The following is a 21,450-nucleotide window of genomic DNA, read 5'->3' as shown; positions in this document are numbered from 1 at the left end:
TCTATGCCCAGCCAGCTGCTGTTTACCGCCTTCTGGACCATCGTGGTCAAGGAGGTTCGTCGCTTTACCCGGATCTGGCCGCAGACTCTGCTGCCGCCGGCGATCACCATGACGCTCTACTTCATTATTTTCGGTAACCTGATCGGCTCGCGTATCGGCGAGATGGGCGGCTTCGATTACATGGAGTACATCGTTCCCGGCCTGATCATGATGTCGGTGATTACCAACTCCTATGGCAACGTGGTGTCCTCGTTCTTTGGCACCAAGTTCCAGCACAATATCGAGGAGCTGCTGGTGGCACCGGTGCCGAACTGGATCATCCTCAGCGGCTATGTCATTGGTGGTATGGCTCGCGGTCTGGCGGTCGGCCTGATCGTAACGGTGCTGTCTATGTTCTTCACCGATCTGCAGATCCACCATCTCGGCGTTACCGTCGGTATCGTGCTGCTGACCTCGATCGTGTTCGCCCTGGGTGGTTTTATTAACGCCGTGTTTGCCACCACCTTTGATGATATTTCGATCATCCCGACCTTTGTGCTGACACCGCTGACCTATCTGGGTGGCGTGTTCTACAGTATCGAACTGCTGCCGGAGTTCTGGCAGGGCGTCTCCCAGTTGAACCCTATTCTGTATATGGTAAACACCTTCCGTTACGGCATACTGGGAGTCAGCGATATCAATGTCGGTTTTGCCTTTACGATGATTTTTGTATTTATCGTCGCACTGGCCGGTTTCTCGCTGCACCTTCTTAATATAGGTAAAGGCATTCGCAACTGATGAGTGAACATGAATCGGTAAAACAGTCACCGCTGGGACAGGGGACGCGCTACGTTAATCGTTACGACCCCTCGCTGCTCTATCCCATCGCCCGGGATATCAACTGGCAGGCTCAGGGTGTCGATCGCACCAAGCTGCCGTTTCGTGGTGTGGATATCTGGAACGCCTACGAACTGTCCTGGCTCGACAGCCGTGGCAAGCCGGTGGTGCGTCTCGCCGAGTTTCGCATCCCGGCCAGCTCGGAAAGCATCATCGAGTCCAAGTCGTTCAAGCTTTATTTGAACTCTTACAACCTGACCCGCTTTGGCAGTGAGGATGAGGTCCGCTCACATCTGCAGCAGGATCTGTCCCAGGCCGCGGGTGGCCAGGTATCGGTGCGCCTGATCCGACCGGACGCGCCGGGAACCATCGGCCAGCTGGAAGGGGTCTGCATTGACGATCTGGAAATCGACGTGGAGCATTACACTCCCGCGCCGTCGCTGCTGAAGTGCAGCAGCGAAACGGTGACGGAAACGCTGACCACACACCTGCTGAAATCCAACTGTCCGGTGACTGGCCAGCCGGACTGGGGCAGCGTGCAGATCCGCTATCGTGGCGGCAAAATCGATCGTAAAGGACTACTGGCTTACATCGTCTCATACCGCGAGCATGGCGATTTTCATGAGCAGTGCGTTGAAAATATCTTTATGGATATCTGGCGTCACTGCCGTCCGCAGAAGCTCAGCGTATATGCGCGCTATGTGCGTCGTGGCGGGCTGGATATCAACCCGTACCGCTCGAGTATCCAGGATGAGCCGGTTAACACACGCTTGTCCCGTCAGTAGTCTGGTTGCAGGCTGAAAGCGAGAAAAGGAGACGCCCATGGAAGCACTGGAACTGCTGGTTAACCGTACATCAAGCCCGATGTTGCAGGCGCCGGCGCCCACCGACGCGCAGCTTGAGCTGATGCTGAAGGCGGCCGCGCGGGCGCCGGATCATGGCTCGCTGCGTCCTTATCGGTTCCTCAAGATCGAAGGCGAAGGTCTTAATGAACTTGGGGAGCTGTTCCTGTCGGTATCCCTGGCGGAAAACGCGGATCTTGCGGAAGCACAGATCAACAAGCTGCGTAACATGCCGTTGCGGGCACCGATGATCCTGGTTGCCATTGCGGTCACCCAGGAACACCCCAAGGTGCCGAAGAGCGAACAGATCATCACGGCCGGCTGTGCCGCCCAGGCGGTAATTCAGGCAGCCAGCGCCCAGGGCGTCGGCGCCATGTGGCGCTCCGGCGATCTGGCGTTCAATCCGCGCGTTGCGGAGGGGCTTGGGCTTGCCAATAACGAAGAGATTATCGGCTTCGTATATCTAGGCACCGCCGTGAAAGAGAAACCGGTGCCGGCGGTCGATACCTCATCACTGGTTTCCGACTGGCCTTCCCGTGGCTGATTCCGGCGCTAATCTCACCACCGATCCGGCCGAGTTTCTCAGCTGGCTTTATCTCAGCATCCCGCTGACCAGCGCGATGCAGATTGAGCGCCTGGAGTTTGATGGCCAGGCACTTGAGCTGCACGTGCCGCTGGCACCCAACGTCAATGACAAGGGCACCGGCTTTGGCGGTTCTATCTCAGCGCTGGCCACACTGGCGGGCTGGTGCCTCACCACTTTGTATCTGCGTGGAAAGGGGCTGGATTGCGATGTTGTTATCGCCGACGCCCATCAGAGTTACAAGGCGCCGATCAAGGGCGCTTTTTTCGCCCGGGTGCGCCTCTCCTCCAAGGAAGACACTGATCATCTCCTCAACCGAATCGACGAACGTGGCCGTGGCCGCCTGGATCTGCAGATCGACGTACTCTGTGATGCTGAGGTGGCCTTCGTCATGCAGGGGCGCTACGTGGCGATCCAGCGATAGGTCCGCGGTGATCCCTGAATGAGTTCAAGGCGCAGATAATCTTGCGTTGGGCCAGCCAAGGGGTGGCCATGAACAGCGCTGCCAGCAGAAACCCGTGGCGAGTTCTGGAGCAGCGCTGTTGAGCCGCCAGGCTTGTTTCTTAAGGCGTGGAAATGACCGCCGCCTTCTCGATCACGACCGGCGTGACCGGTACGTCCCGGAAGGGCGCGCGGGTGGTGGTTTCCACAGCGCCTATCTTGTCGACAACATCCATACCTGAAACGACCTTGGCAAAAACTGTGTAACCCGGTTTGCCCGGCATGCCGTCGAGGCGACTGTTGTTCACGGTATTGATAAAGAACTGGCTGTTGGCGCTGTCCGGGTCGCGGGTACGGGCCATGGCCAGGGTGCCGCGCTCGTTGCTCAGGCCATTGTCCGATTCATTTTCAACCGGGGGACGGTTTGGCTTGGCCTGCATTGAGGCGTTCATGCCACCGCCCTGGATCATGAAGCCGGGAATGACCCGGTGAAAGATCAGACCGTCGTAGTAGCCGCTGTCCACATACTCGAGGAAATTAGCCACAGTCTTTGGCGCCTGGTCGGCGTAAAGCTCGATTTCGATATTGCCCATGGATGTCTCGAGGCTGACCCGGTCGTCTGCCTGAACCAGCGGGGCAAGCATCAGTGGCAGCAGAGCCAGCAGCCTGGTTTTGGTTTTCATTCTGCATTTCCTTGTTGGTGTCGGTACAAAAAGATGATCCCGGTTAGGGTTTGTGTCGATTAATGCTACCTAAGGATCAAATACTTAGGTGAAAGCTCATCTAATAGTGACGTCGGCCGATATAATTGGTTCGGGTAGAGAGCATAACCTGTCCTGGGCGTTGCGACCTCCCTGAAAGTAAATATTGCTCGGTGCCTTTTGCCCGCCAGCCTGAATATGTCGTAAGGAATCCATGATCATGCGTATTCGTCTAAAAGGAAAAATTCTTTTATTCGCGCTGTTGCCGATGCTGCTGGTGACCCTGGTGGTAATGCTGGTGGTTAACTTTCAGATGAAAAGTGTGGGTGAGCGCGAGGTTGAGGCTGTCAGGGAGGAGTTGATTGCGAAGCAGAAAGAGGAGCTAAAAGCCTATATCGATCTGGCGTTAACCGCGGTAGCGCCGATTGTGGCGAGCCAGGCGCCGGATGCTAAAGAGCGGGCTAAAGACGTGCTGCGCTCGATGACCTTTGGCGAAGACGGCTACCTGTTCGTTTATGACTTCAACGGCATCACGGTAGCCTACCACCCCGATCCGTCATCGGAAGGGACCGATCGTTCCGGCGTGGTGGACCCCGACGGTGTCAGGGTGGTCAAAGAGCTGATCGATAAAGCCCGCAGTGGCGGCGGCTTTCTGCCGTACGGCTGGATGAAGCCCAGCGTCAATGCAGTAATGCCCAAACTTAGCTACGCGGACCAGATTCGCGAGTGGGGCTGGATGGTTGGCACCGGTGTCTATATCGATGATATCGATGCGGCAGTGGCCGAGCGACAGCAGGCGATCAGCAAAAACATCGCGGACACCATGTGGACCATTATCGGCATTTCGGTGGTGCTGCTGCTGGTCGTGTCGCTGCTCTCCTGGTTCGTCGCTAACCTGATCGTTAATCCGATACGCAAGGTGGCGGCTGCACTGGCAGAGATCAGCCAGGGCGAGGGTGATCTGACCCAGCGCCTGCCCGACAGCAGTCAGGACGAAGTGGGTGATCTGGCCCGCGGTTTCAACGGTTTTGCAGCCAATATCCAGGGCGTCATCGCAGAGGTGAAGGGCGCTGTCGCTTCTCTGACCCAGTCTACCGAGCAGCTTGATGGTGTTGCCGGCCAGACGCGTAGCGATGCGGAACAGCAGAAGCAGGAAACCGATCAGGTAGCAGCGGCGATCCACGAGATGGCGGCTGCGGTGCTGCAGGTGTCTGGCAGTGCGGCTCAGGCAGCGGAAGCGGCCCAGGAAGCGGACCGTGAATCCGGTGATGGTCAGGCGGTGGTTGAGAAATCGATCAGTTCTATCAATGAGTTGGCCGATGATGTGAATCGCGCCGCCGAGGTAATTCGGCGTCTCGATGAAGACAGCAACGAGATCGGCAGCATCGTCAGCGTGATCCAGGGCATTGCCGAGCAGACCAACCTGCTGGCGCTCAACGCCGCCATCGAGGCGGCGCGGGCGGGCGATCATGGCCGCGGTTTTGCGGTGGTGGCCGATGAGGTGCGTTCCCTGTCGGCGCGTACCCAGCAGAGCACCGAAGAGATCCATCGCATGATCGAGCGTCTGCAGAAGGGTGCGCAGGAGGCGGTTAAAGTGATGGAAGCGGGGCAGTCGCAGAGCCGCGAAACGGTGGATACCGCCGAGCTGGCCAGCGAGTCGCTCAATCGCATCGCTCATTCTGTTGGCCTGATTACCGAGATGAATACCCAGATCGCCAGTGCGGCCGAAGAGCAGACCGCCGTCGCGGACGAAGTCAGCCGCAGCGTGCAGGAGATCGCTGATATCTCCGAGCGCTCAACCCGCAACGCCGTGGCAGTGGCCGATATGTCCGCCACCATGGCTCAGATCGAACAGCGTCTGGCGACCCTGGTGAATCGTTTCAAGGTCTGAACCGGTTCGCTTTAAACGGCGTACTTCCGGTAAAGGAGGTACGCCATGCTGACAGATTCGAAACAGCTTATCTGGATAACGGGCGGTGGCACCGGCATAGGTCGGGCCACCGCTCTTGCGTTTGCGGCACTGGGCCACCGGGTGGTGGTTAGCGGGAGGCGTCTTGAACCCCTGCAGGCGGTCTGTGATAAGGCTCGACAGCAAGGACTGGGTGATACGCTCGGCACCCTGGCATTCGATGTGACCGACAGCACAGACACGCAGCGCGCGTTTGAAGAGCTGTGCTGCCGCGAGGGTGTGCCCGACCTGGTGATGCTAAGCGCCGGTAACCATCAGCCGATGCCGGCCAGGGAGCTCTCCGTGGAGGCCTGTCGGGCGCTGATGGAGGTTAACTATTTCGGTATCCTGAATGTGCTTGAAGTGGTGCTGCCGGCGATGCGTAAGCGAGGTCTCGGCACGCTGGCACTGGTGTCTTCGGTGGCGGGCTATCGTGGACTGCCGACCGCTGGCGCCTATGGCGGCAGCAAGGCGGCGGTGATCAACCTGGCGGAGTCGCTGGCCTGTGAGTTAAACGGAACCGGCATCGATCTGCGCCTGATCAACCCCGGCTTTGTGCGCACCCCGCTGACCGATCGCAACGAATTCGAGATGCCCTGCCTGATCGAGCCGGAAGAGGCCGCCGAGGCGATCATTAAAGGACTTAAAGGTAGCGGGTTTGAGATCTGTTTTCCGACCCGCTTTGCGATGATCATGAAACTGATGCGGCTGTTGCCGTACCGACTCTATTTCAGCCTGATAAAACGGAAGACCGGCTTATGAGCGATGCGCAGCAAACCCTCAACCTTTACTGTCAGGCGTTTGAACAGCTGGCGCCGCAGAATATCGACCGGTTGGAAACACTGGTGAGCCCGGATGTTCACTTCCGCGATCCGTTCAACGATGTGAATGGCTGGGGCGCTATGCGGGCGGTGCTGGTGGATATGTTCGAGCATTGCGAGAATCCGCGCTTCACCATTACCGAACGTCTGGCTGATGATCAGCACGCCTATCTGCGCTGGATTTTCACCGCTAAGATTCCGCTGCTCGGAGAGTTCTATATCGATGGTGTCAGCCGCCTGAGCTTCGAGGCCGGCGGGCGCATCACCGAGCACCTGGATTACTGGGACAGCAGCCCGCTCTATCTCAGGCTGCCGCTGGTAGGCTGGTTACTGCGCCGGGTGAAAAAGCGGATCAGCGCCGGCGCCTGATTTCTGATTTCTGAGTTCTGAGGTTTTTGCTATCAACCTTTGAGAACCGGCCATCAGGCCGGTTTGATCCGGTACAGTCCCACATCGATGGTGTCTTCGTAAAAGCCACCGGCGCAATAGGAAAGGTAGTAGTTCCACATGCGGCGGAAGCGTTCGTCAAAGCCCTGGTTGCGGATCTCCGGCCAGTGTTCGTTGAAGTCGCGTTGCCAGATCTCCAGCGTGCGCGCGTAATCCTGGCCGAACAGCAGCTCCTCCTGCAGTGACAATCCCTGTTCATCGATGCAGCGCTTCATCACCGAGGGGCTCGGCAGCATGCCACCCGGGAAAATATAGCGCTGGATGAAGTCAGCGCTGCGGCGGTAGCCCTCAAATCGCTCCTCGGCGATGCTGATCACCTGAAGCACCGCTTCGCCGCCAGGTTTGAGGCAGGCTTTCACCTTGTCGAAATAGCCGGCCCAGTGGCTTTCCCCCACCGCCTCGAACATCTCTATTGAGACGATATGGTCATACTGCTGGTCCAGGTCACGGTAGTCGGTCAGGCTGAAACTGCACTGTGCGTTAAGGCCCGCTTTCTCTATCCGCTGCCGGGCGAAATCCAGCTGTTCCTGCGACAGGGTGATGCCGTGCACTTTGACACCGAATTCGGTGGCAGCCACCTCGGCGAATCCGCCCCAGCCGCAGCCGATCTCAAGCACTTCCTGGCCCGGTTTCAGCTTCAGCATTTCACAGATGCGGCGGTATTTGTTCAGCTGTGCGGCTTCCAGGGAATCCTGTTCCTCAAACAGTGCCGCGGAGTAGGTCATGGTGCGATCCAGCCAAAGCTTATAGAACTCATTGCCCAGGTCGTAGTGGTAGGCGATGTTGCGGCGGCTGCCACGACGCGAATTGTTGCGGCTCAGGTGGAACAGTCGGTTGAGCAGCTTGATCAGGCGGTGACCGTCCATAAAGCTGGCCATCGCCTGCTGGTTGCGCACTGCCCAGCGAATCAGTGAAGTCAGATCCGGCGAGTCCCACTCGCCTTCCATGTAGCTTTCAGCCCACCCCATCAGCCCGCCGCGAAGCAGGCGACGCAGCGGTTTATAGCTTTTCAGATGCACACTGGCGCGCGGTTCGTTGACATCGGCGCGGCCGAACTTGAGCTGACGTCCATCGGGAAGAACCAGGTCAAGCTGGCCCCGGTCCAGATGCGGCAGATGTTTCAACACTGCATCAAGGCAGCGGCGGTTAAACCAGCTCGCCTGCGGCGCCAGGGCAGTAGGGTCCATTTGCGAGTACTCAGCGGGTTTCATGTTCCAGCCTCCTGGTTCTGATCAGCGTAATGGCTTCGCGTGGGGCTTCCGGGCGGGGTTGGATCGGGATTTTCTTGCGCCAGAGCTTCAGCGCTTCCCAGTGGATGCCGGCCATCACCTTCAGCGTCATCAGCGGGTAGCGCAAAAAGGTACGCAGCAGCGAGCGATTACTGAGCGCCTGCCGTTTGCCGGTAAAGGTGGCATGCAGCAGGCTGCCGTCGTTGTCGCTCTGACGGATGCAGACGGCGACAGCGGTGTCCGGCGCACGCAGACGGAAGCGGTAGGGCGCATCCATCGGCATGAAGGGTGAGACATAGAACGCCTTGTCGCAGGATTGGCGGATCTGCTCGGGCAGCGTTTCTCCATCGGCTTCTATCAGGTAGCTGTGGCGCTGGCCAAAGGTGTTGCTGACCTCGTACAGCACCGCTTTCAGGTTTTCCTGCCGGTCGTAGCAGTAATAGACACTGAGCGGGTTGAACACGTAGCCGAGGATACGGGGGTAGCAGAGCAGGCGCACCGGGCCGCCCGCCGTATCGATGCCGCTCTGTTGCAGCAGTTCATCGATCTGCTGCTTTAGCGGCCGACCCGAGCCATCGCCGTGATCGCTTTCGCGGAACGAAAACAGGTTGAAGCGGTTCACTGAAAACAGGCGCAGGGAGCGATTCAGTGTTTGCAGTTCATCCAGATCGATCAGTCAGGAGACCACCCGATAGATGAAGCGGTGCTGCTTGGGCCGAAAGCGATGGTGCATCACATGCCCGGCGTAGAGGCAGCTGGAGAGAGTCATGCTACCGCCTCCGCAACGCTTTTCACCGGGCGTTTCTGCGCATGAACCTGGATGCGGCTATTGGGCTCTTTCAGATCCCAGGGGCGTTTTACGCCGCCCAGGGCCTCAGCCACGGCCAGGCCTGACTGCAGTCCGTCTTCATGGAAACCGTAGCCAAACCAGGCACCGCAGAACCAGGTGTTCTGCTGGCCCTGCAGGCTCCAGAGTTCTCCCTGAGCCTCGATCGACTGCAGTGAGAACTGAGGGTGATCGTAAAGGTAGCTGCGGTGGATCAACTCGGTGGCTGGCTCCCGGATCGGGTTCAGGGTGACGAACAGGTTTTGGTCCGTGTTCAACGGCTGCAGCCTGTTCATCCAGTATGTGACCGACAGCGGAGACTCCTCGGCATCGGGCTCTGACAGGTAGTTCCAGCTGGCCCAGGCGCGACGTCGCTCCGGCATCAGCGCAGGGTCGCTGTGCAGAATGGCGCGATTACGCTGGTAAGGGAAGCAGCTCAGCAGGCGGTGCTCTTCGTCGCTCGGTGCCGCCAGCAGCTCCAGCGCCTGGTCGGCATGGCAGGCCAGTACAACGTGGTCGAAGGTTTCCCGCTTGCCGTGCAGATGTTCGACGACTATCCGGCCGCCTTCGCGATGGATGCGGTGGATGCGGCTGTTCAGTTTGATCCGGCCTTCCAGCGGAGCCGTCAGCCGGCTGACGTATTCGCGGCTGCCACCCTCGACGGTACGCCATTGAGGCCGATCCTTCAGCTGCACCAGACCGTGGTTCTGACAGAAGCGAAGAAAGGTCAGCGCCGGATACTGCAGCATCTGGTCCGCAGGTGTCGACCAGATCGCAGCTCCCATGGGGACCAGGTGGTCTTCGATAAACGAGCGACTGTAACGGCCGCGCTCAAGCATCTTTCCCAGTGTCTCGCCGCTGGTTTCAGCCTCCTGCATCAGCCGGGGAGCGTCTCGGTAGAAGCGCAGAATCTCCCGCATCAGCCCCCAGTGTCCGGGGCGCAAAAGGTTGGAGCGCTGGGCGAAAAATCCGCCAAGCCCGCAGCCGCTATACTCAAGTTGACCGCCGCGACTGGAGACCGCAAAAGACATGTCGGTTTCGGTGTTGGGGACGCCCAAGTGATCAAACAGTCGTACCAGGTTGGGGTAGTTCACCGGGTTATAAACGATAAACCCGGTGTCGACCTGAACGGTGCGGTTATCCAGCCCCAGGGTGGCGGTGTTTGAGTGTCCGCCGATGCGGTCGTCCTTCTCGAACAGCGTTACCCGGTGATGCTGATTCAGTAACCAGGCACAGGACATTCCGGCGATGCCGGAGCCGATAACGGCGATATTAAGTGGTCGCATGATGCTGATGTTCATAGAAGCAGGCTCATAGCAGCAGGCTCATAAAAATAGCTCCCTCGATGGGAATTCTTGTTCGCAATCGCTTACGATGCCGGGATGGATGATGGATCACAAAGAATAATTCTCACGCGCTGATCCGTGCCCGGGGATCGCGCGTACACAGGAGACAAAATGCAGGAAGACGATAGCGAGGGTAAGAACGTGACCGCAGCGGCCGATCTCACCCGCGACCGACAGAAGCGGGAGCGGGAAACCTGGACCAAAGTGTTGGCTTCGCTCGCCGAGACGCGGGACAAGCGACTCTTCGCCGAACTTTTCGGCCATTTTGGTCCCCGTATCAAAGCCTACATCATCCGGTTGGGGCTCCCCGCGGCCAGTGCCGAAGAGGTGACCCAGGAGGCGATGCTATCAGTCTGGCGCAAGGCGCACATGTTTAACGCCAGCAAGGCCAGTGCGAGCACCTGGATCTATACCCTGGCGCGAAACCTCTGCATCGACCGTATGCGTAAAGAGAAAGCGGTGGAGTATGAGCTCCCCGAAGATGAAGTTGATCCATCCCCCCGACACGACGGGGAACATGCCATTCTGGAACAGCGTATGAAAACGGCTCTGGGCACTCTGCCTGAAGCTCAGGCTCAGGTTTTGTTTCTTTCATACTATGAAGGAAAGAGTCACTCCGAAATCGCGGAGCAGTTAGGTATTCCTCTGGGGAGTGTCAAATCGAGGCTCAGGCTCGCATTCGACAAACTCAAGACCCATTGGGAGGCGCAATGATGAAAATCCGCCACCACTTTGATGATGCCACTCTGATTGCCTACAGCAGCGGCTCTCTGCCGCAAGGCATGGCTGTGCTGGTTGGTTCACACCTGCATTGGTGCGAGGAGTGCCGTGAGCGCGCCAGTCAGGCCGACCGCATCGGCGGTGAATTGCTCGAGGCGATTGAACCCGTGGCGATGGAGCCTGATGCGCTCGCCTCGATCATGGCGATGCTCGATGAGCCGGAGCCGAAACTGCGCAGCCTGTCGACCGAACGTCTCGATTCCGCCCGCACCGGGCTGCCGCTGCCTTTAGCGTCGATGCTGGGTAAGCCGCTGGATCAGCTGGAATGGCGCCGTATCGGTTATGGCGTGCAGCAGTATGATCTGAAGCTGGAAGGGCCGGGGGCTACGCGTTTGCTGCGTATTGCGCCGGGTGTCTCGGTGCCGCATCACACTCACCGTGGCAACGAGCTGACGCTGATTCTTCGTGGCTCCTACAGCGATGAGCTGGGTCGCTTCTGTGTTGGCGATGTGGCTGATGTGGATACCGAGGTGAAGCATCAGCCGATCGTCGATACCGACGAAGAGTGCATCTGCCTGATCGCTACCGATGCACCGCTGAAGTTTACCGGCCTGATGGGCCGCCTGGCTCAGCCGTTTATCGGTTTGTAAGAGTATTGGTAAGGGCATTGCGGTTAAGGAATTATCATGGCCAGCACTAAAATCGAAATGGAACGCAAGATTCCCGTCGGGATCAGCAGCTGCCTGCTCGGGCAGGAGGTGCGTTACAACGGTGGTCACAAGCGTTCCCGTTACTGCCAGGATGTGCTGGCGGATTGTTTCGAGTTCGAGCCCTTCTGCCCGGAGATGGCCATAGGGCTCGGCGTACCGCGTGAGCCGATTCGTCTGGTCGGCGAGGCCGACGAAAAGCCCCGTGCCCTGGGTACGGTGGACTCCAGTATCGATGTGACGGAACCTCTGCTGCAGTCGGGCTATAATCTGGCGAGTAAGCGCTCGCATCTGCGTGGTTACATCCTGATGAAGGGCTCGCCCAGTTGCGGCATGGAGCGGGTCAAGGTTTATCACCCCAATGGCATGCCCAATACCTCCGATTCCGGCATTTTCGTGCGCGCCCTGCGCGAGGCCAACCCGGCGCTGCCGATGGAGGAGGAGGCCCGGCTTAACGACGCCGTGCTGCGCGATAACTTTATCGCCCGGGTGTTTGCCTACGATGACTGGAAAAACAGCGTTGAGGCCGACCCCAGCTACCATAATCTGATTCAGTTCCACAGCCGGCAGAAGTACCTGCTGATGGCGCACCACTACCAGGGCTACCGGGAGCTGGGGCGTTTCCTGGCGGAGTCTCACGAGCTGCCGCTGGAACAGGCGATGAGCGAGTATATCCTCGGTTTTATGCGGCATATGACGCACAGGGCGACGCGCAAGACCCACACCAATGTGCTGATGCATATGCTCGGTTATATGAAAAAGTCCCTGGATACCGAAACCAAACAGGAGCTGCTGGCCAATATCGAGGAGTACCGCCTCGGCACCGTGCCGCTGGTAGCGCCGCTGGTGCTGCTCAAGCACTACCTTAAGCGGTACGGCGGCGACTATATCTGCGAGCAGACCTATCTCAATCCCTATCCCCATCAGTTGGGATTACGTAACTACATCTAACTCTTCCCCGGCATACGGATACACAATCGATGGATACGCATTCGATGGCTGAACTGTCACTGATCTGGCTGCGTAACGACCTGCGCCTGGCCGATAACCCGGCCCTGACCTGGGCCTGTAAACAGGCGAAGAAAACCCTGGCGGTGGTCACCCTGACGCCGCAAAGCTGGGAGTCCCACGGTGAGTCCGCGGCGCGCATGGGGCTCTGGCGCGATCAGTTGCGCTCGGTGGCGGAGCATCTGCAAGAATTGAATATTCCTTTGCGTGTGTTGCGCCTCGATTCATTCGATGACTGTGCGCCGGCATTGACCGATCTGGTGCGGGAGCTTAACACCGGAGCTTTGGCTTTCAACTACGAGTATCCGCTGAATGAGCGCAACCGCGATCAGACCGTGTGCAAGGCGCTGGAATCTGTCGGTGTTGAGGTGCGTGGTTTTCATGGCGAGCTGATTATTCCGCCGGGGCAGGTGCTTACGGGGCAGGGGGGGCCGTTCAAGGTCTACACCCCGTTCAGCCGAGCCTGGCGCCGTCGTCTGGCCGATTTCGACCGGTCGGTGCTGCCGGTGCCAGAGGCGCAGCAGACAACGGGGCTCGATTCGGATCCAGTGCCCGATGACCTGGACTATAAGCCGCTTCAGTACCGTGAAGACCTTTGGCAGGTCGGCGAAGAGGCGGTCAGTGAACGCCTCAACTGCTTTATCGATGAACGCGAGCCGGACTATGCCGATAAAAGGGATTTCCCCGCGCTGCCAGCCACCTCTGCGCTCTCGCCCTATCTCACCATCGGCGCTATCTCACCGCGCCAGTGCATGGCGTCGCTGAGGGCGGCGGCGGGCTCGCGAGACTGGCTGGAGTCGAGTTGGCTTAACGAGATCATCTGGCGCGAATTCTATCGTCATCTGCTGGTTGCTTTCCCGGGGCTGTCGCGGCTGGAACCGTTCCGGCCTGAGGTCGAGGAGAAGATCAGCTGGCTGAAAAACGATGCCGCGTTCGAGGCCTGGTGCAGAGGTGAAACAGGGTTTCCCATCGTCGATGCGGCGATGAAGCAGCTGCTGGAAACCGGCTGGATGCACAACCGCCTGCGCATGGTGGTGGCTTCGTTCCTGACCAAGCTTTTGCGAGTGGACTGGCGACTGGGCGCCGATTTCTTTATGCGTCATCTGATCGATGCGGACTTCGCCTCCAACCTGGGCGGCTGGCAGTGGAGCAGCTCCGTGGGTGCAGATGCCGCTCCCTATTTCCGTATCTTCAATCCCCAGGCCCAGGGCGAGAAGTTCGATGCAGAAGGCCGCTTTGTCGCTCGCTGGTTGCCGCAATTGGAGTCGGTAAAGCCCGGCAAGTCACGCCAGATCCCGGGGGCCGGTGCGGCGCTGGGCCGGCCAGAACCGGTGATCGACTATAAAAAGGCCCGTGCCGCCAGCCTCGACGACTATCAGAATTAAGCGCTCTTCCCGTAACATAGGCTCACAGAACAGTTGTGGGAGTAAGGTGTGGACGAGCAGTACCGGGTTCCAGTTAGCGAATTCGAGGTCGAAATCGAGATCAAGAAAAGCCGCTTTATCGCCACCGGCGTGCCGGTGAACTCGGAACCGGAGATGCGTGCCTTTATCGAGTCGCAACGGCGGCGCTTCCCCTCCGCCAACCATCACTGTTCCGCCTACGTGATTGGCCCTCCGGACAAACCCCGCGCTGCCGGTAGCGACGACGATGGGGAACCTTCAGGCACCGCCGGCAAACCGATGCTCAATGTCTTGATGGGCCAGGATGTGGGCGATGTCTGCGTGGTAGTAACCCGCTTCTTTGGCGGTATCAAGCTGGGTGCCGGTGGTCTGGTGCGCGCCTACGGCGCATCGGTCAAAGAGTTGCTAGCGGAATGGCCGTTGGAATCCCGCGAGCCGATGGCGGCGCTTATGCTGACCTTTCCCTATGACCAGCAGGGGATCATCGACTCTATGATCGGGCGCTTTGAAGCAACAGTGGCAGGCAGCGACTACGGTGCCGATGTGAGCCTGACTCTGACCCTGCCGCAGCGTAATATCGATGCACTGAGCAGCGCCCTGGATGAGCGGGCTCATCTCGGCGTGACGTACCAAGTGGATCATTCATAAAGCGGATAACTCATAACTTAAGCAAGAGGCACGGAATATGCGGATGCAGTGGTCCGATCTGTTGACGACCAAACGCTATAGCCACGAGCGGGAAGTGGACCAGGAAGCGGGTCGCAGCCACTTCCACAAGGATCATGACCGTATCATCTTCTCCAGTGCCTTCCGCCGCCTGGGGCGCAAGACCCAGGTCCACCCCATGGCGCTCAACGACCATATCCATACCCGGCTGACCCACTCCATGGAGGTGGGTAGCCTGGGCCGCAGCCTGGGTATTCGGGTGGGGGAACTAATCGCCGACCAGCTGCCGCCCTGGGCTTCGGCCCACGATCTCGGCGTGATTGTGCAGGCGGCCTGCCTTGCCCACGATATCGGCAATCCTCCCTTTGGCCACGCCGGCGAATACGCCATCCGTGACTGGTTCCGTCGCCGTGCCGACGATAGTCGTTTTGCCGAACTGACCGAGGGTGAACGCCGCGATCTGCAGACCTTCGAGGGCAACGCCCAGGGTTTTCGCGTAGTAACCCGGATTGAAAACAACCTGTTCGATGGCGGCCTGCGCCTGACCTATCCGACGCTCGGAACGCTGCTGAAATATCCCTGGACCGCGGAATATGGCGGTAAAAAGGGCAAGTTCAGCAGTTTTCTGGCCGAAGCCGAGATCCTCAACGCCCTGGGGCGTGAGCTGGGTATGATCCCCCAGGGCGAAAACCGCTGGAGCCGCCACCCGCTGGCTTACCTGATGGAGGCGGCGGACGATATCTGTTACGCCATACTGGATCTTGAAGACGCTATCGAACTGCACCTGCTGAGCTTTGACGAGGTCAAGCCGATCCTGCTGGAGCTCTGCGGTGACCTGGAGTTTGATGACGAGATTTTCTCGACCCAGGCTTCCGCACGGCGCAAAATATCGGCCCTTCGCGGCAAGGCGATGGAAAACATGGTGAACTCGGTGGTGTCTGCTTTCATGGCCAACGAGGACGCCATTCTGCGCGGTGAATACAGCGGCGAGCTGCTCAGCGATGGCGATCCCATGGTGCGTGACGGTATCGCCCGGGCCAAGCGGATCGCTCGTGAACGGGTGTTCCCCGACACCCGCAAGGCGGAACTGGAAGTGGGTGCTTACACCACCCTGGGCGTGCTGCTCGATGCGTTTATCGAGGCGGTCTGGGAGGTGCATCATCAGGGTGGTGAGGAGCTGGGGTACCGTAGCCAGAAGATCCTTAACCTGATGGGGATTCACGCGCCCACCGGCGAAATGTCGCTCTACCAGCGCTATATGCGGGCGCTGGATTTTATCGGCGGTATGACCGATACCTATGCCACCTACCTGGCGCGCCAGATCGGCGGCGGCATCGGGCTCTGATTTGAATTAGATACAGGAAAAAGATTTATGGCTTCACTGCAGGATCAGCTCGGCAAGCTGGTTTATTCTACAGAGAAGGGGCGTCTCTGCCCCGGATGCGGCGAGGAGCTCAGCGCTTGCATCTGTGATGAGCTGGCGGACAAAGAGCGGATCGCGGGGCTGGATGGCATCGTGCGTATCCGCCGTGAAACCTCGGGCCGCAAGGGCAAAGGGGTGATCACCATCAGCGGTGTGCCGCTGGCGGAGAAAGAGTTGAAAGCGCTGCTGAAAAAACTCAAACAGCGTTGTGGCACCGGTGGCGCGCTTAAGGACGGCATCCTGGAGATTCAGGGTGACCACCGGGATACGATCAAGCAGGTACTTGAGGCCGAGGGCTTCAAGGTCAAACTGGCCGGCGGCTGAACCGGTTTCAGCGTCGGTGAGGGAGGCAGGCAGGATGCCGGACCTTCCGGGAGATAAGGTATGCGAGCGTTAATACTGGCGATACTGGTCGGCCTTTCTGGCTCTGCCTCGGCGGAGATCTTCCATTATATCGATGACAAGGGGCGCAAGGTTTACGTTAACCGCGAAAGCCAGATTCCGCACCAGTATCGTGAACGGGTGGAAACCCGGGCTGAGAAGAACGGTGGACAGCCCGCACCGGTGGATCCGCAGTTGTCCGCGTTCCGACATGAGCTCAATACCAGCCTGAACAAGCTGGACGAGGCGATCGACGATCTGGTGACACCGGTCAAGGTGCTGGGTAACCAGGTGATCGTGCCGGTGCGTGCCGTCTACGGTAACCGTTCGGTAAACACCCGCATGCTGCTGGATACCGGGGCTTCCGGCACAGTGTTCCACCGCTCGGCACTGAAAGACCTTAACGGCGCCACCTACAGCGCCGGTCAGGCGCGGGTGGCCAGCGGGGAAATGATCGAGGTGCAGGGGATCAACCTGGACCGGGTGGAGATCGGCCCGTTCAAGATCGGCACCACGAGGGCCATGGTGATCGACCCGGTCAGCGGGGCCAGCCATGATGGTCTGCTCGGTATGGATTTTCTGCGCCAGGTGGATTATCGCATCGACTTCGATAACCAGCGTATCTTGTGGATGCCGGATCGGCTGCGTGAGCTTGAGGAGCAGCGCGCCGATCTGGAAAAGAAAAAAGCGATGGACGCCGATGAGCTGCGTGCATCGCTTTCAGACTCTAAAGAATCCGCCGATTAGCCCAGCTGCTGTTCCGCCAGTTGCAGGTCCAGCGTAGCCTTGAGCAGGCGGTACAGCTGGACCGCCGCGTCGATCTCTTCCTTGCGGTTGGTCAAACTCTCAATATTCAGACCCAGCGGCAGTCCCAGCGGTAGGCAGGCTTCGATAATCTGGTCCAGGCTGTTCTGGCAGATACGGATCGACTCCAGCAGCGGGTTCTCTGCATCCAGAATACGCCAGCGTGTGGCATGCGGGATGGAAATGCCCAGCCACTCCATGAACTCCAGAGTTTTTGCGCTACCGCAGGGTGAGAAGGTCAGCACGATGCGTTTCGGCTCAATGCCGCGTTCGCGGCAGGTACGTGCATAGCTGGCCAGCAGGTCGATGGTCGCCTGGGGGTTGTAAACCGCCTGGGAGACGAAGAACTCCACGCCGTTTTCCTGCTTGCCCAGAATACGCTCGTGCTCGTTGCCCTTGATCGCATGGCGCTCGGCGATGGTGACGCCGCCCAGGTGGAAGGGGTGGGCGTTGGCTCCAATCGCTTTGTAGGCTTCCGGCAGCGGCAGGCGGATATCGCCCTCTGACGAGGGGCTGCCCACCAGTACCACGTTCTGCAGCTTGTATTCGTTCCAGGTTTCTTCAAGCCAGTTTTCAAAGTCGGCACGGTCACGCTGCGCCACACTCTTGTAGGTGATCGTTTCGCGGTCAGACAAGCCGGAGATCAGGCGGGAGTATTCGCGTGGATCACGGGTGCGCTTGAACGGGAAGGGGCGCGGCGTATCGATACGTGAACTTTCATCCTGAATGTCGTAAACGATCAGACCGTCATACTCCAGAGCCGCCAGACGTCCGAGGAGTTTTTCGGCGATCTCCTGCATCTGCTCGTCGCTGGTGCTCTCGCGGGGCGGGGTGGTGCCGATGAAGTACACGCCTCGAGTCGGGTCAGCAAACTTGTCGCGCAGGGTCTGGTTCATGGTGTAGGTCCACTCGTTCATTAAAAGCTGGCGTGCATTATAAACGTGAAAGAGATTCAGATCTTTTGGTTATATGATGAAATGTTTTGTGGTTGATGTGAGCCGGCCTCATAAAGACCTGTCTTTACCGCCATCTCATAGGTGATCAACCTGTCGGCGGGTTTCCACGTTGGTTTAATCCCTGGCTTAGCCTGTTGAATACAGAGCCTCTGGTTCGCTCTGTACAGTTACCTGCTATCCGTCGCAACATCGCTAAACTAGTATAGGGATATTCGAGAGAGGCAACGGATCTGTTGTAGCTACAGGATTTCAGCCTTTCTGCTAACAAGGATAAAAAACCTGGATGGCACAGGTATGAAGCAGACAGATCTCACGCTGCTGGAGCAGCTTCGAATTACCGAGTTTGAAATCGAAAACCGTCAACGCCTGTTCATGATCAGTGATGAGGATGTACGCCTGATCGTTGAGGCGCGTTCCATTATCGAGGCTGGGCTGGATGCACTGGTTGATCGTTTTTACGATCTGCAGACCAGTGTGCCGGAAATCGCTCTGCTGATTGGCGATGCAGAAACCCTGGGGCGCCTGCGCAACGCACAGAAGCGTTATATCTCCGATCTGTTCAGTGGCGTTTACGATATCGATTATGTGAACAACCGTCTGCGCATCGGCCTGGTGCACAAGCGCATAGGGGTGGATACCACGCTCTACCTGTCGGCGGTGTATATCCTCAAGGCGTTGCTGAGCGATCTACTCTCCGCGCAGATCGCCGATCTTAACCGGCGCGCCAAGACCCTGGCGGCGCTGGAAAAGGTTTTCCTGTTTGATATCACCCTGGTCTTTGAGACCTACATCCGCAGCCTGCTTTCCGAGATAGAGACCTCGCGCAAGAAGTCCGAGCAGTATGCCAGTTCGCTGGAGGAGAAGGTCAAGGACCGTACCCGGCAGCTGGAGCAGATGGCGCGTACCGATCCGCTCACAGGCCTGTTCAGTGTGCGTTACCTGGATGAAAGCCTGACCCGCTATCTGCGCTCCGCCGAGAGGCGCCTGGAGCCGGTCAGCCTGGTCTATATCGATGTGAACGACTTCAAGGAGTTCAACGACAACCAGGGACACCAGCGTGGTGACGAAATCCTGCGTGCAGTGGGCAGCGTGATCCGCCAGGTGAGCCGGGCGGAGGATGGCTGCTTCCGCTACGGAGGCGACGAGTTCTGCATTATCCTGCCCAACTGCGACCGCCAGCAGGCCAAGACAACTTATTGTGACCGCCTGGTGGAAGAGCTGGATAAGGTGGAAAAGGATGTGGTGCTCAGTATCGGAATCGCCCAGACCGGGCCCGACAGCTACGCTTCGGCCACGGCGCTGATCGCCCAGGCCGATAGCGCCATGTATCAGAGCAAGGCTGAGTTCAAGTCCTGCCCGTCACTTGAGGGGGGAGAGGCGCTGCCGGAGCTGGAAGCGGATTTAGCCGCTGCCAAGCCGCTGTTAAAGCAGAAATAGCGAGCCCAGGCCGAGGAAGACCACAAAGCCGACCACGTCAGTGACCGTGGTCAGAATGACCGAGCCGGAAAGCGCCGGGTCGATCTTCAGCTTGTCCAGCAATATAGGAATCAGCACGCCGGAGAGCGCCGCCACGGCGATATTGACCACGATCGCCAGGGCGATGACCACGCCGATGGCAAAGCTGGAAAACCACCAGGACGCGACTATCCCGATCACCACCGCCCAGAGCACGCCGTTGAGGCCGCCGACGCTGAGCTCCTTGCGCAGCAGTGGCATCATGTTGGCCGCCGTGATCTGGCCCAGTGCCAGGCCACGGATCATCAGGGTGAGCGTCTGACTGCCGGCGATGCCGCCCATTGAGGCAACCACCGGCATTAATACGGCCAATGCCACCACCTGCTGCAGGGTGCCTTCAAACAGGCCGATCGCCCAGGACGCGAGGAATGCGGTAAGCAGGTTGATCCCCAGCCAGGTGGCGCGGCGGCGGGAGGAGCGCATCACCGGTGCGAACAGGTCCTCCTCTTCATCGAGACCGGCGCTGGCCATCATCTGTGATTCGTACTGCTCGTGCAGCAGTTCCAGCGCCAGCCGCATCGACATTCTTCCCAGCAGCAGACCGTTCTCATCCACCACGGGGAGTGCCGATATCTCGGCATGCTCGAACGCTTCGGTGGCTTCCTTCAAAGAACGCAAGGCTGAGAGTGGCTCTATCTCATCGTCGATCAGGTCGACCAGGGGAAGATGGTCCGGTTTGCCGAACAGTGAGAGTGTGGGAACAGCGCCGGTATAGCGGCCGGTGCGATCCACGAGCCAGAGGTGGGTGGTGTATTCCGGTACCTCACGGCGCAGCAGACGCTCGGCATCGCGGACCCGGCTGTTCTGCGGCAGGATCAGCAGATCATGGTCCACGTAACGGCCGATGGCATCTTCGTCGTACTGGGCAGAACGCTCGTAGTGGGCCCGCTGGCGCTCGTCCATGCGCGCCAAAGCGATATCGACCACATCGTCCGGCAGCGACTCGCCAAGTTCGATCAGGGTTTCCGCATCCAGACCGGAGATCAGCTGGTCCAGTGTCCTGCTATCCAACTCCTTGACCAGCGGGGCACGCGCTTCGGCACGCATCTCCACCAGCACGTCGACCCGCTGCTCTTCGGGAACCTGTTCCCAGCATTCCTGACGTTCGTCGCGAGGCAGGGATTCAAGCAGGAGGGCGACCTGGTCCGGCTCCAGATCCTCGGCAACCTCGGCGTAGCGTGCGGCGTCCAGTTCCTCGTCGCTACGGATCAGTTGTTCTATACGCTGGCTGATATCTTCGCTCATTACTCGTCGCCGTTCTGTCGGAAAAAGTTAAGCCGGGCCATTTGTGCGTCATGATAGCGGTGCAGGCTGGCAAGTGCGAGGACCGCCCCAACCAGCGCCATCAACATATCGGACTGGGTATCCCAGACATAACCCTGGGTACCCAGAAACGCCTCGGCGTCGGTGCCGCTGATCAGCGCCACCCACCATTCGATCAGTTCGTAGAAGGCGCTCAGCGCCAGGCAGAAACAGACCACCAGAAACGCACACCAGTGCTTACCGTTGACCACCTTCAGCCTAAGCAGCAGTTCACGGGCGATGATTGCCGGTACGAACCCCTGCGCCAGGTGGCCGAGTTTGTCGTAGTTGTTGCGGCTCTGGCCCAGCCATTCGGCCAGCCAGTCGAACAATGGCACCTGGGCGTAGGTGTAGTGACCACCAACCATCAGGATGATGCAGTGAACCAGTATCAGCCAGAGACAGAGCGGCGTCAGCGGGAAATGCTGCCGGGTTGCACCGAGGATGGCCAGGGCCGCCAACGCCGGCGCTACTTCCAGCCACCAGGTCAGACGATCCGTAGGGGAGATGCCCGACCAGATCAACACAAGCACAAATATCAGTATCCAGAGGCGGAACACGGCGC

23 protein-coding genes are annotated in these 21,450 nt (G+C 59.0%); 16 read left to right on the top strand and 7 right to left on the bottom strand.

The features are described 5' to 3' along the window. The first annotated feature begins 3 nt into the window (after window positions 1–3). Genes C4S72_RS10565 through C4S72_RS10550 form a run of 4 tightly spaced genes read left to right on the top strand, consistent with a single transcriptional unit; the run spans window position 4 to window position 2,665 of the window. Window positions 4–777 (top strand): ABC transporter permease, encoded by a 774-nt coding sequence (locus C4S72_RS10565; protein WP_104002960.1) that lies wholly within the window; start codon window positions 4–6, stop codon window positions 775–777. After that, window positions 777–1,601, top strand: coding sequence for an NADPH-dependent 7-cyano-7-deazaguanine reductase QueF (queF, locus tag C4S72_RS10560; protein WP_104002959.1), 825 nt, complete (start codon window positions 777–779; stop codon window positions 1,599–1,601). Before C4S72_RS10565 ends, queF begins: the two co-directional genes overlap by 1 nt. A 37-nt stretch (window positions 1,602–1,638) precedes the next feature. After that, the gene (locus C4S72_RS10555) at window positions 1,639–2,202 is read left to right on the top strand and encodes a nitroreductase family protein (RefSeq protein WP_104002958.1); all 564 of its coding nucleotides are present in this window, start codon (window positions 1,639–1,641) and stop codon (window positions 2,200–2,202) included. Then, window positions 2,195–2,665: a YiiD C-terminal domain-containing protein gene (locus C4S72_RS10550; protein WP_235009092.1), complete on the top strand. Its 471-nt coding sequence runs from the start codon at window positions 2,195–2,197 to the stop codon at window positions 2,663–2,665. The genes C4S72_RS10555 and C4S72_RS10550 overlap by 8 nt, the downstream gene beginning before the upstream one ends. A gap of 139 nt (window positions 2,666–2,804) precedes the next feature. Here the strand turns inward: C4S72_RS10550 and C4S72_RS10545 are convergent, their stop codons facing one another. Next, window positions 2,805–3,365 carry a peptidylprolyl isomerase gene (locus tag C4S72_RS10545; protein ID WP_104002957.1) on the bottom strand — a complete coding sequence of 187 codons (561 nt, stop codon included), beginning with the start codon at window positions 3,363–3,365 and terminating at the stop codon, window positions 2,805–2,807. A gap of 238 nt (window positions 3,366–3,603) precedes the next feature. Here C4S72_RS10545 and C4S72_RS10540 point away from each other — a divergent pair, with 238 nt between their 5' ends. From C4S72_RS10540 to C4S72_RS10530, 3 genes are read left to right on the top strand one after another with little or no spacing between them, the layout of a single operon-like run. After that, on the top strand, window positions 3,604–5,274 hold the full coding sequence (locus tag C4S72_RS10540) for a methyl-accepting chemotaxis protein (RefSeq protein WP_235009091.1): 1,671 nt from the start codon (window positions 3,604–3,606) through the stop codon (window positions 5,272–5,274). A 45-nt stretch (window positions 5,275–5,319) separates the two neighbouring features. Then, window positions 5,320–6,093, top strand: coding sequence for an SDR family NAD(P)-dependent oxidoreductase (locus C4S72_RS10535; protein WP_104002956.1), 774 nt, complete (start codon window positions 5,320–5,322; stop codon window positions 6,091–6,093). Further along, on the top strand, window positions 6,090–6,521 hold the full coding sequence (locus C4S72_RS10530) for a nuclear transport factor 2 family protein (protein ID WP_104002955.1): 432 nt from the start codon (window positions 6,090–6,092) through the stop codon (window positions 6,519–6,521). The genes C4S72_RS10535 and C4S72_RS10530 overlap by 4 nt, the downstream gene beginning before the upstream one ends. Window positions 6,522–6,574: 53 nt before the next feature. On the opposite strand, the gene C4S72_RS10525 is transcribed toward C4S72_RS10530, so the two are convergent. From C4S72_RS10525 to C4S72_RS10515, 3 genes are all read right to left on the bottom strand, one after another. Continuing rightward, window positions 6,575–7,810, bottom strand: coding sequence for an SAM-dependent methyltransferase (locus C4S72_RS10525; RefSeq protein WP_104002954.1), 1,236 nt, complete (start codon window positions 7,808–7,810; stop codon window positions 6,575–6,577). After that, window positions 7,797–8,495, bottom strand: a complete 699-nt coding sequence (locus C4S72_RS10520) for a DUF1365 domain-containing protein (protein WP_268807697.1) — start codon at window positions 8,493–8,495, stop codon at window positions 7,797–7,799. Before C4S72_RS10520 ends, C4S72_RS10525 begins: the two co-directional genes overlap by 14 nt. 98 nt (window positions 8,496–8,593) lie before the next feature. Then, window positions 8,594–9,955 carry an NAD(P)/FAD-dependent oxidoreductase gene (locus C4S72_RS10515; RefSeq protein ID WP_104002953.1) on the bottom strand — a complete coding sequence of 454 codons (1,362 nt, stop codon included), beginning with the start codon at window positions 9,953–9,955 and terminating at the stop codon, window positions 8,594–8,596. Between the two features lie 156 nt (window positions 9,956–10,111). On the opposite strand from C4S72_RS10515, the gene C4S72_RS10510 reads away from it, so the two are divergent. From C4S72_RS10510 to C4S72_RS10475, 8 genes are read left to right on the top strand one after another with little or no spacing between them, the layout of a single operon-like run. Continuing rightward, entirely contained in the window at window positions 10,112–10,714 is a 603-nt protein-coding gene (locus C4S72_RS10510) for a sigma-70 family RNA polymerase sigma factor (RefSeq protein ID WP_104002952.1), read from the top strand. After that, window positions 10,711–11,370 (top strand): ChrR family anti-sigma-E factor, encoded by a 660-nt coding sequence (locus tag C4S72_RS10505; protein ID WP_235009089.1) that lies wholly within the window; start codon window positions 10,711–10,713, stop codon window positions 11,368–11,370. Before C4S72_RS10510 ends, C4S72_RS10505 begins: the two co-directional genes overlap by 4 nt. A 36-nt stretch (window positions 11,371–11,406) precedes the next feature. After that, entirely contained in the window at window positions 11,407–12,378 is a 972-nt protein-coding gene (locus C4S72_RS10500) for a YbgA family protein (protein WP_104002951.1), read from the top strand. Window positions 12,379–12,422: 44 nt separating this feature from the next. After that, window positions 12,423–13,820 carry a cryptochrome/photolyase family protein gene (locus C4S72_RS10495; RefSeq protein ID WP_160115495.1) on the top strand — a complete coding sequence of 466 codons (1,398 nt, stop codon included), beginning with the start codon at window positions 12,423–12,425 and terminating at the stop codon, window positions 13,818–13,820. A 48-nt stretch (window positions 13,821–13,868) separates the two neighbouring features. Next, on the top strand, window positions 13,869–14,486 hold the full coding sequence (locus C4S72_RS10490) for a YigZ family protein (protein ID WP_104002949.1): 618 nt from the start codon (window positions 13,869–13,871) through the stop codon (window positions 14,484–14,486). 37 nt (window positions 14,487–14,523) lie between these two features. Next, window positions 14,524–15,849: a deoxyguanosinetriphosphate triphosphohydrolase gene (locus C4S72_RS10485; protein ID WP_104002948.1), complete on the top strand. Its 1,326-nt coding sequence runs from the start codon at window positions 14,524–14,526 to the stop codon at window positions 15,847–15,849. A gap of 27 nt (window positions 15,850–15,876) precedes the next feature. Beyond that, on the top strand, window positions 15,877–16,251 hold the full coding sequence (locus tag C4S72_RS10480) for a translation initiation factor Sui1 (RefSeq protein ID WP_104002947.1): 375 nt from the start codon (window positions 15,877–15,879) through the stop codon (window positions 16,249–16,251). Window positions 16,252–16,311: 60 nt separating this feature from the next. Further along, on the top strand, window positions 16,312–17,055 hold the full coding sequence (locus tag C4S72_RS10475; RefSeq protein WP_104002946.1) for a retropepsin-like aspartic protease family protein: 744 nt from the start codon (window positions 16,312–16,314) through the stop codon (window positions 17,053–17,055). On the opposite strand, the gene C4S72_RS10470 is transcribed toward C4S72_RS10475, so the two are convergent. Then, window positions 17,052–18,008, bottom strand: coding sequence for a methylenetetrahydrofolate reductase (locus C4S72_RS10470; protein WP_104002945.1), 957 nt, complete (start codon window positions 18,006–18,008; stop codon window positions 17,052–17,054). The two genes, C4S72_RS10475 and C4S72_RS10470, sit on opposite strands and share 4 nt — an antisense overlap. 354 nt (window positions 18,009–18,362) lie before the next feature. Here C4S72_RS10470 and C4S72_RS10465 point away from each other — a divergent pair, with 354 nt between their 5' ends. Next, window positions 18,363–19,505, top strand: a complete 1,143-nt coding sequence (locus C4S72_RS10465) for a GGDEF domain-containing protein (RefSeq protein ID WP_104002944.1) — start codon at window positions 18,363–18,365, stop codon at window positions 19,503–19,505. On the opposite strand, the gene C4S72_RS10460 is transcribed toward C4S72_RS10465, so the two are convergent. Next, window positions 19,491–20,828 (bottom strand): magnesium transporter, encoded by a 1,338-nt coding sequence (locus C4S72_RS10460; RefSeq protein WP_104002943.1) that lies wholly within the window; start codon window positions 20,826–20,828, stop codon window positions 19,491–19,493. The genes C4S72_RS10465 and C4S72_RS10460 overlap by 15 nt on opposite strands. Then, window positions 20,828–21,445 carry a DUF2238 domain-containing protein gene (locus tag C4S72_RS10455; RefSeq protein WP_104002942.1) on the bottom strand — a complete coding sequence of 206 codons (618 nt, stop codon included), beginning with the start codon at window positions 21,443–21,445 and terminating at the stop codon, window positions 20,828–20,830. Before C4S72_RS10455 ends, C4S72_RS10460 begins: the two co-directional genes overlap by 1 nt. Window positions 21,446–21,450: the final 5 nt, after the last annotated feature.

This window comes from Marinobacterium lutimaris, from assembly GCF_900108065.1.
GTDB lineage: Bacteria > Pseudomonadota > Gammaproteobacteria > Pseudomonadales > Balneatricaceae > Marinobacterium_D > Marinobacterium_D lutimaris.
This window is presented reverse-complemented; position numbering and strand designations above follow the sequence as displayed.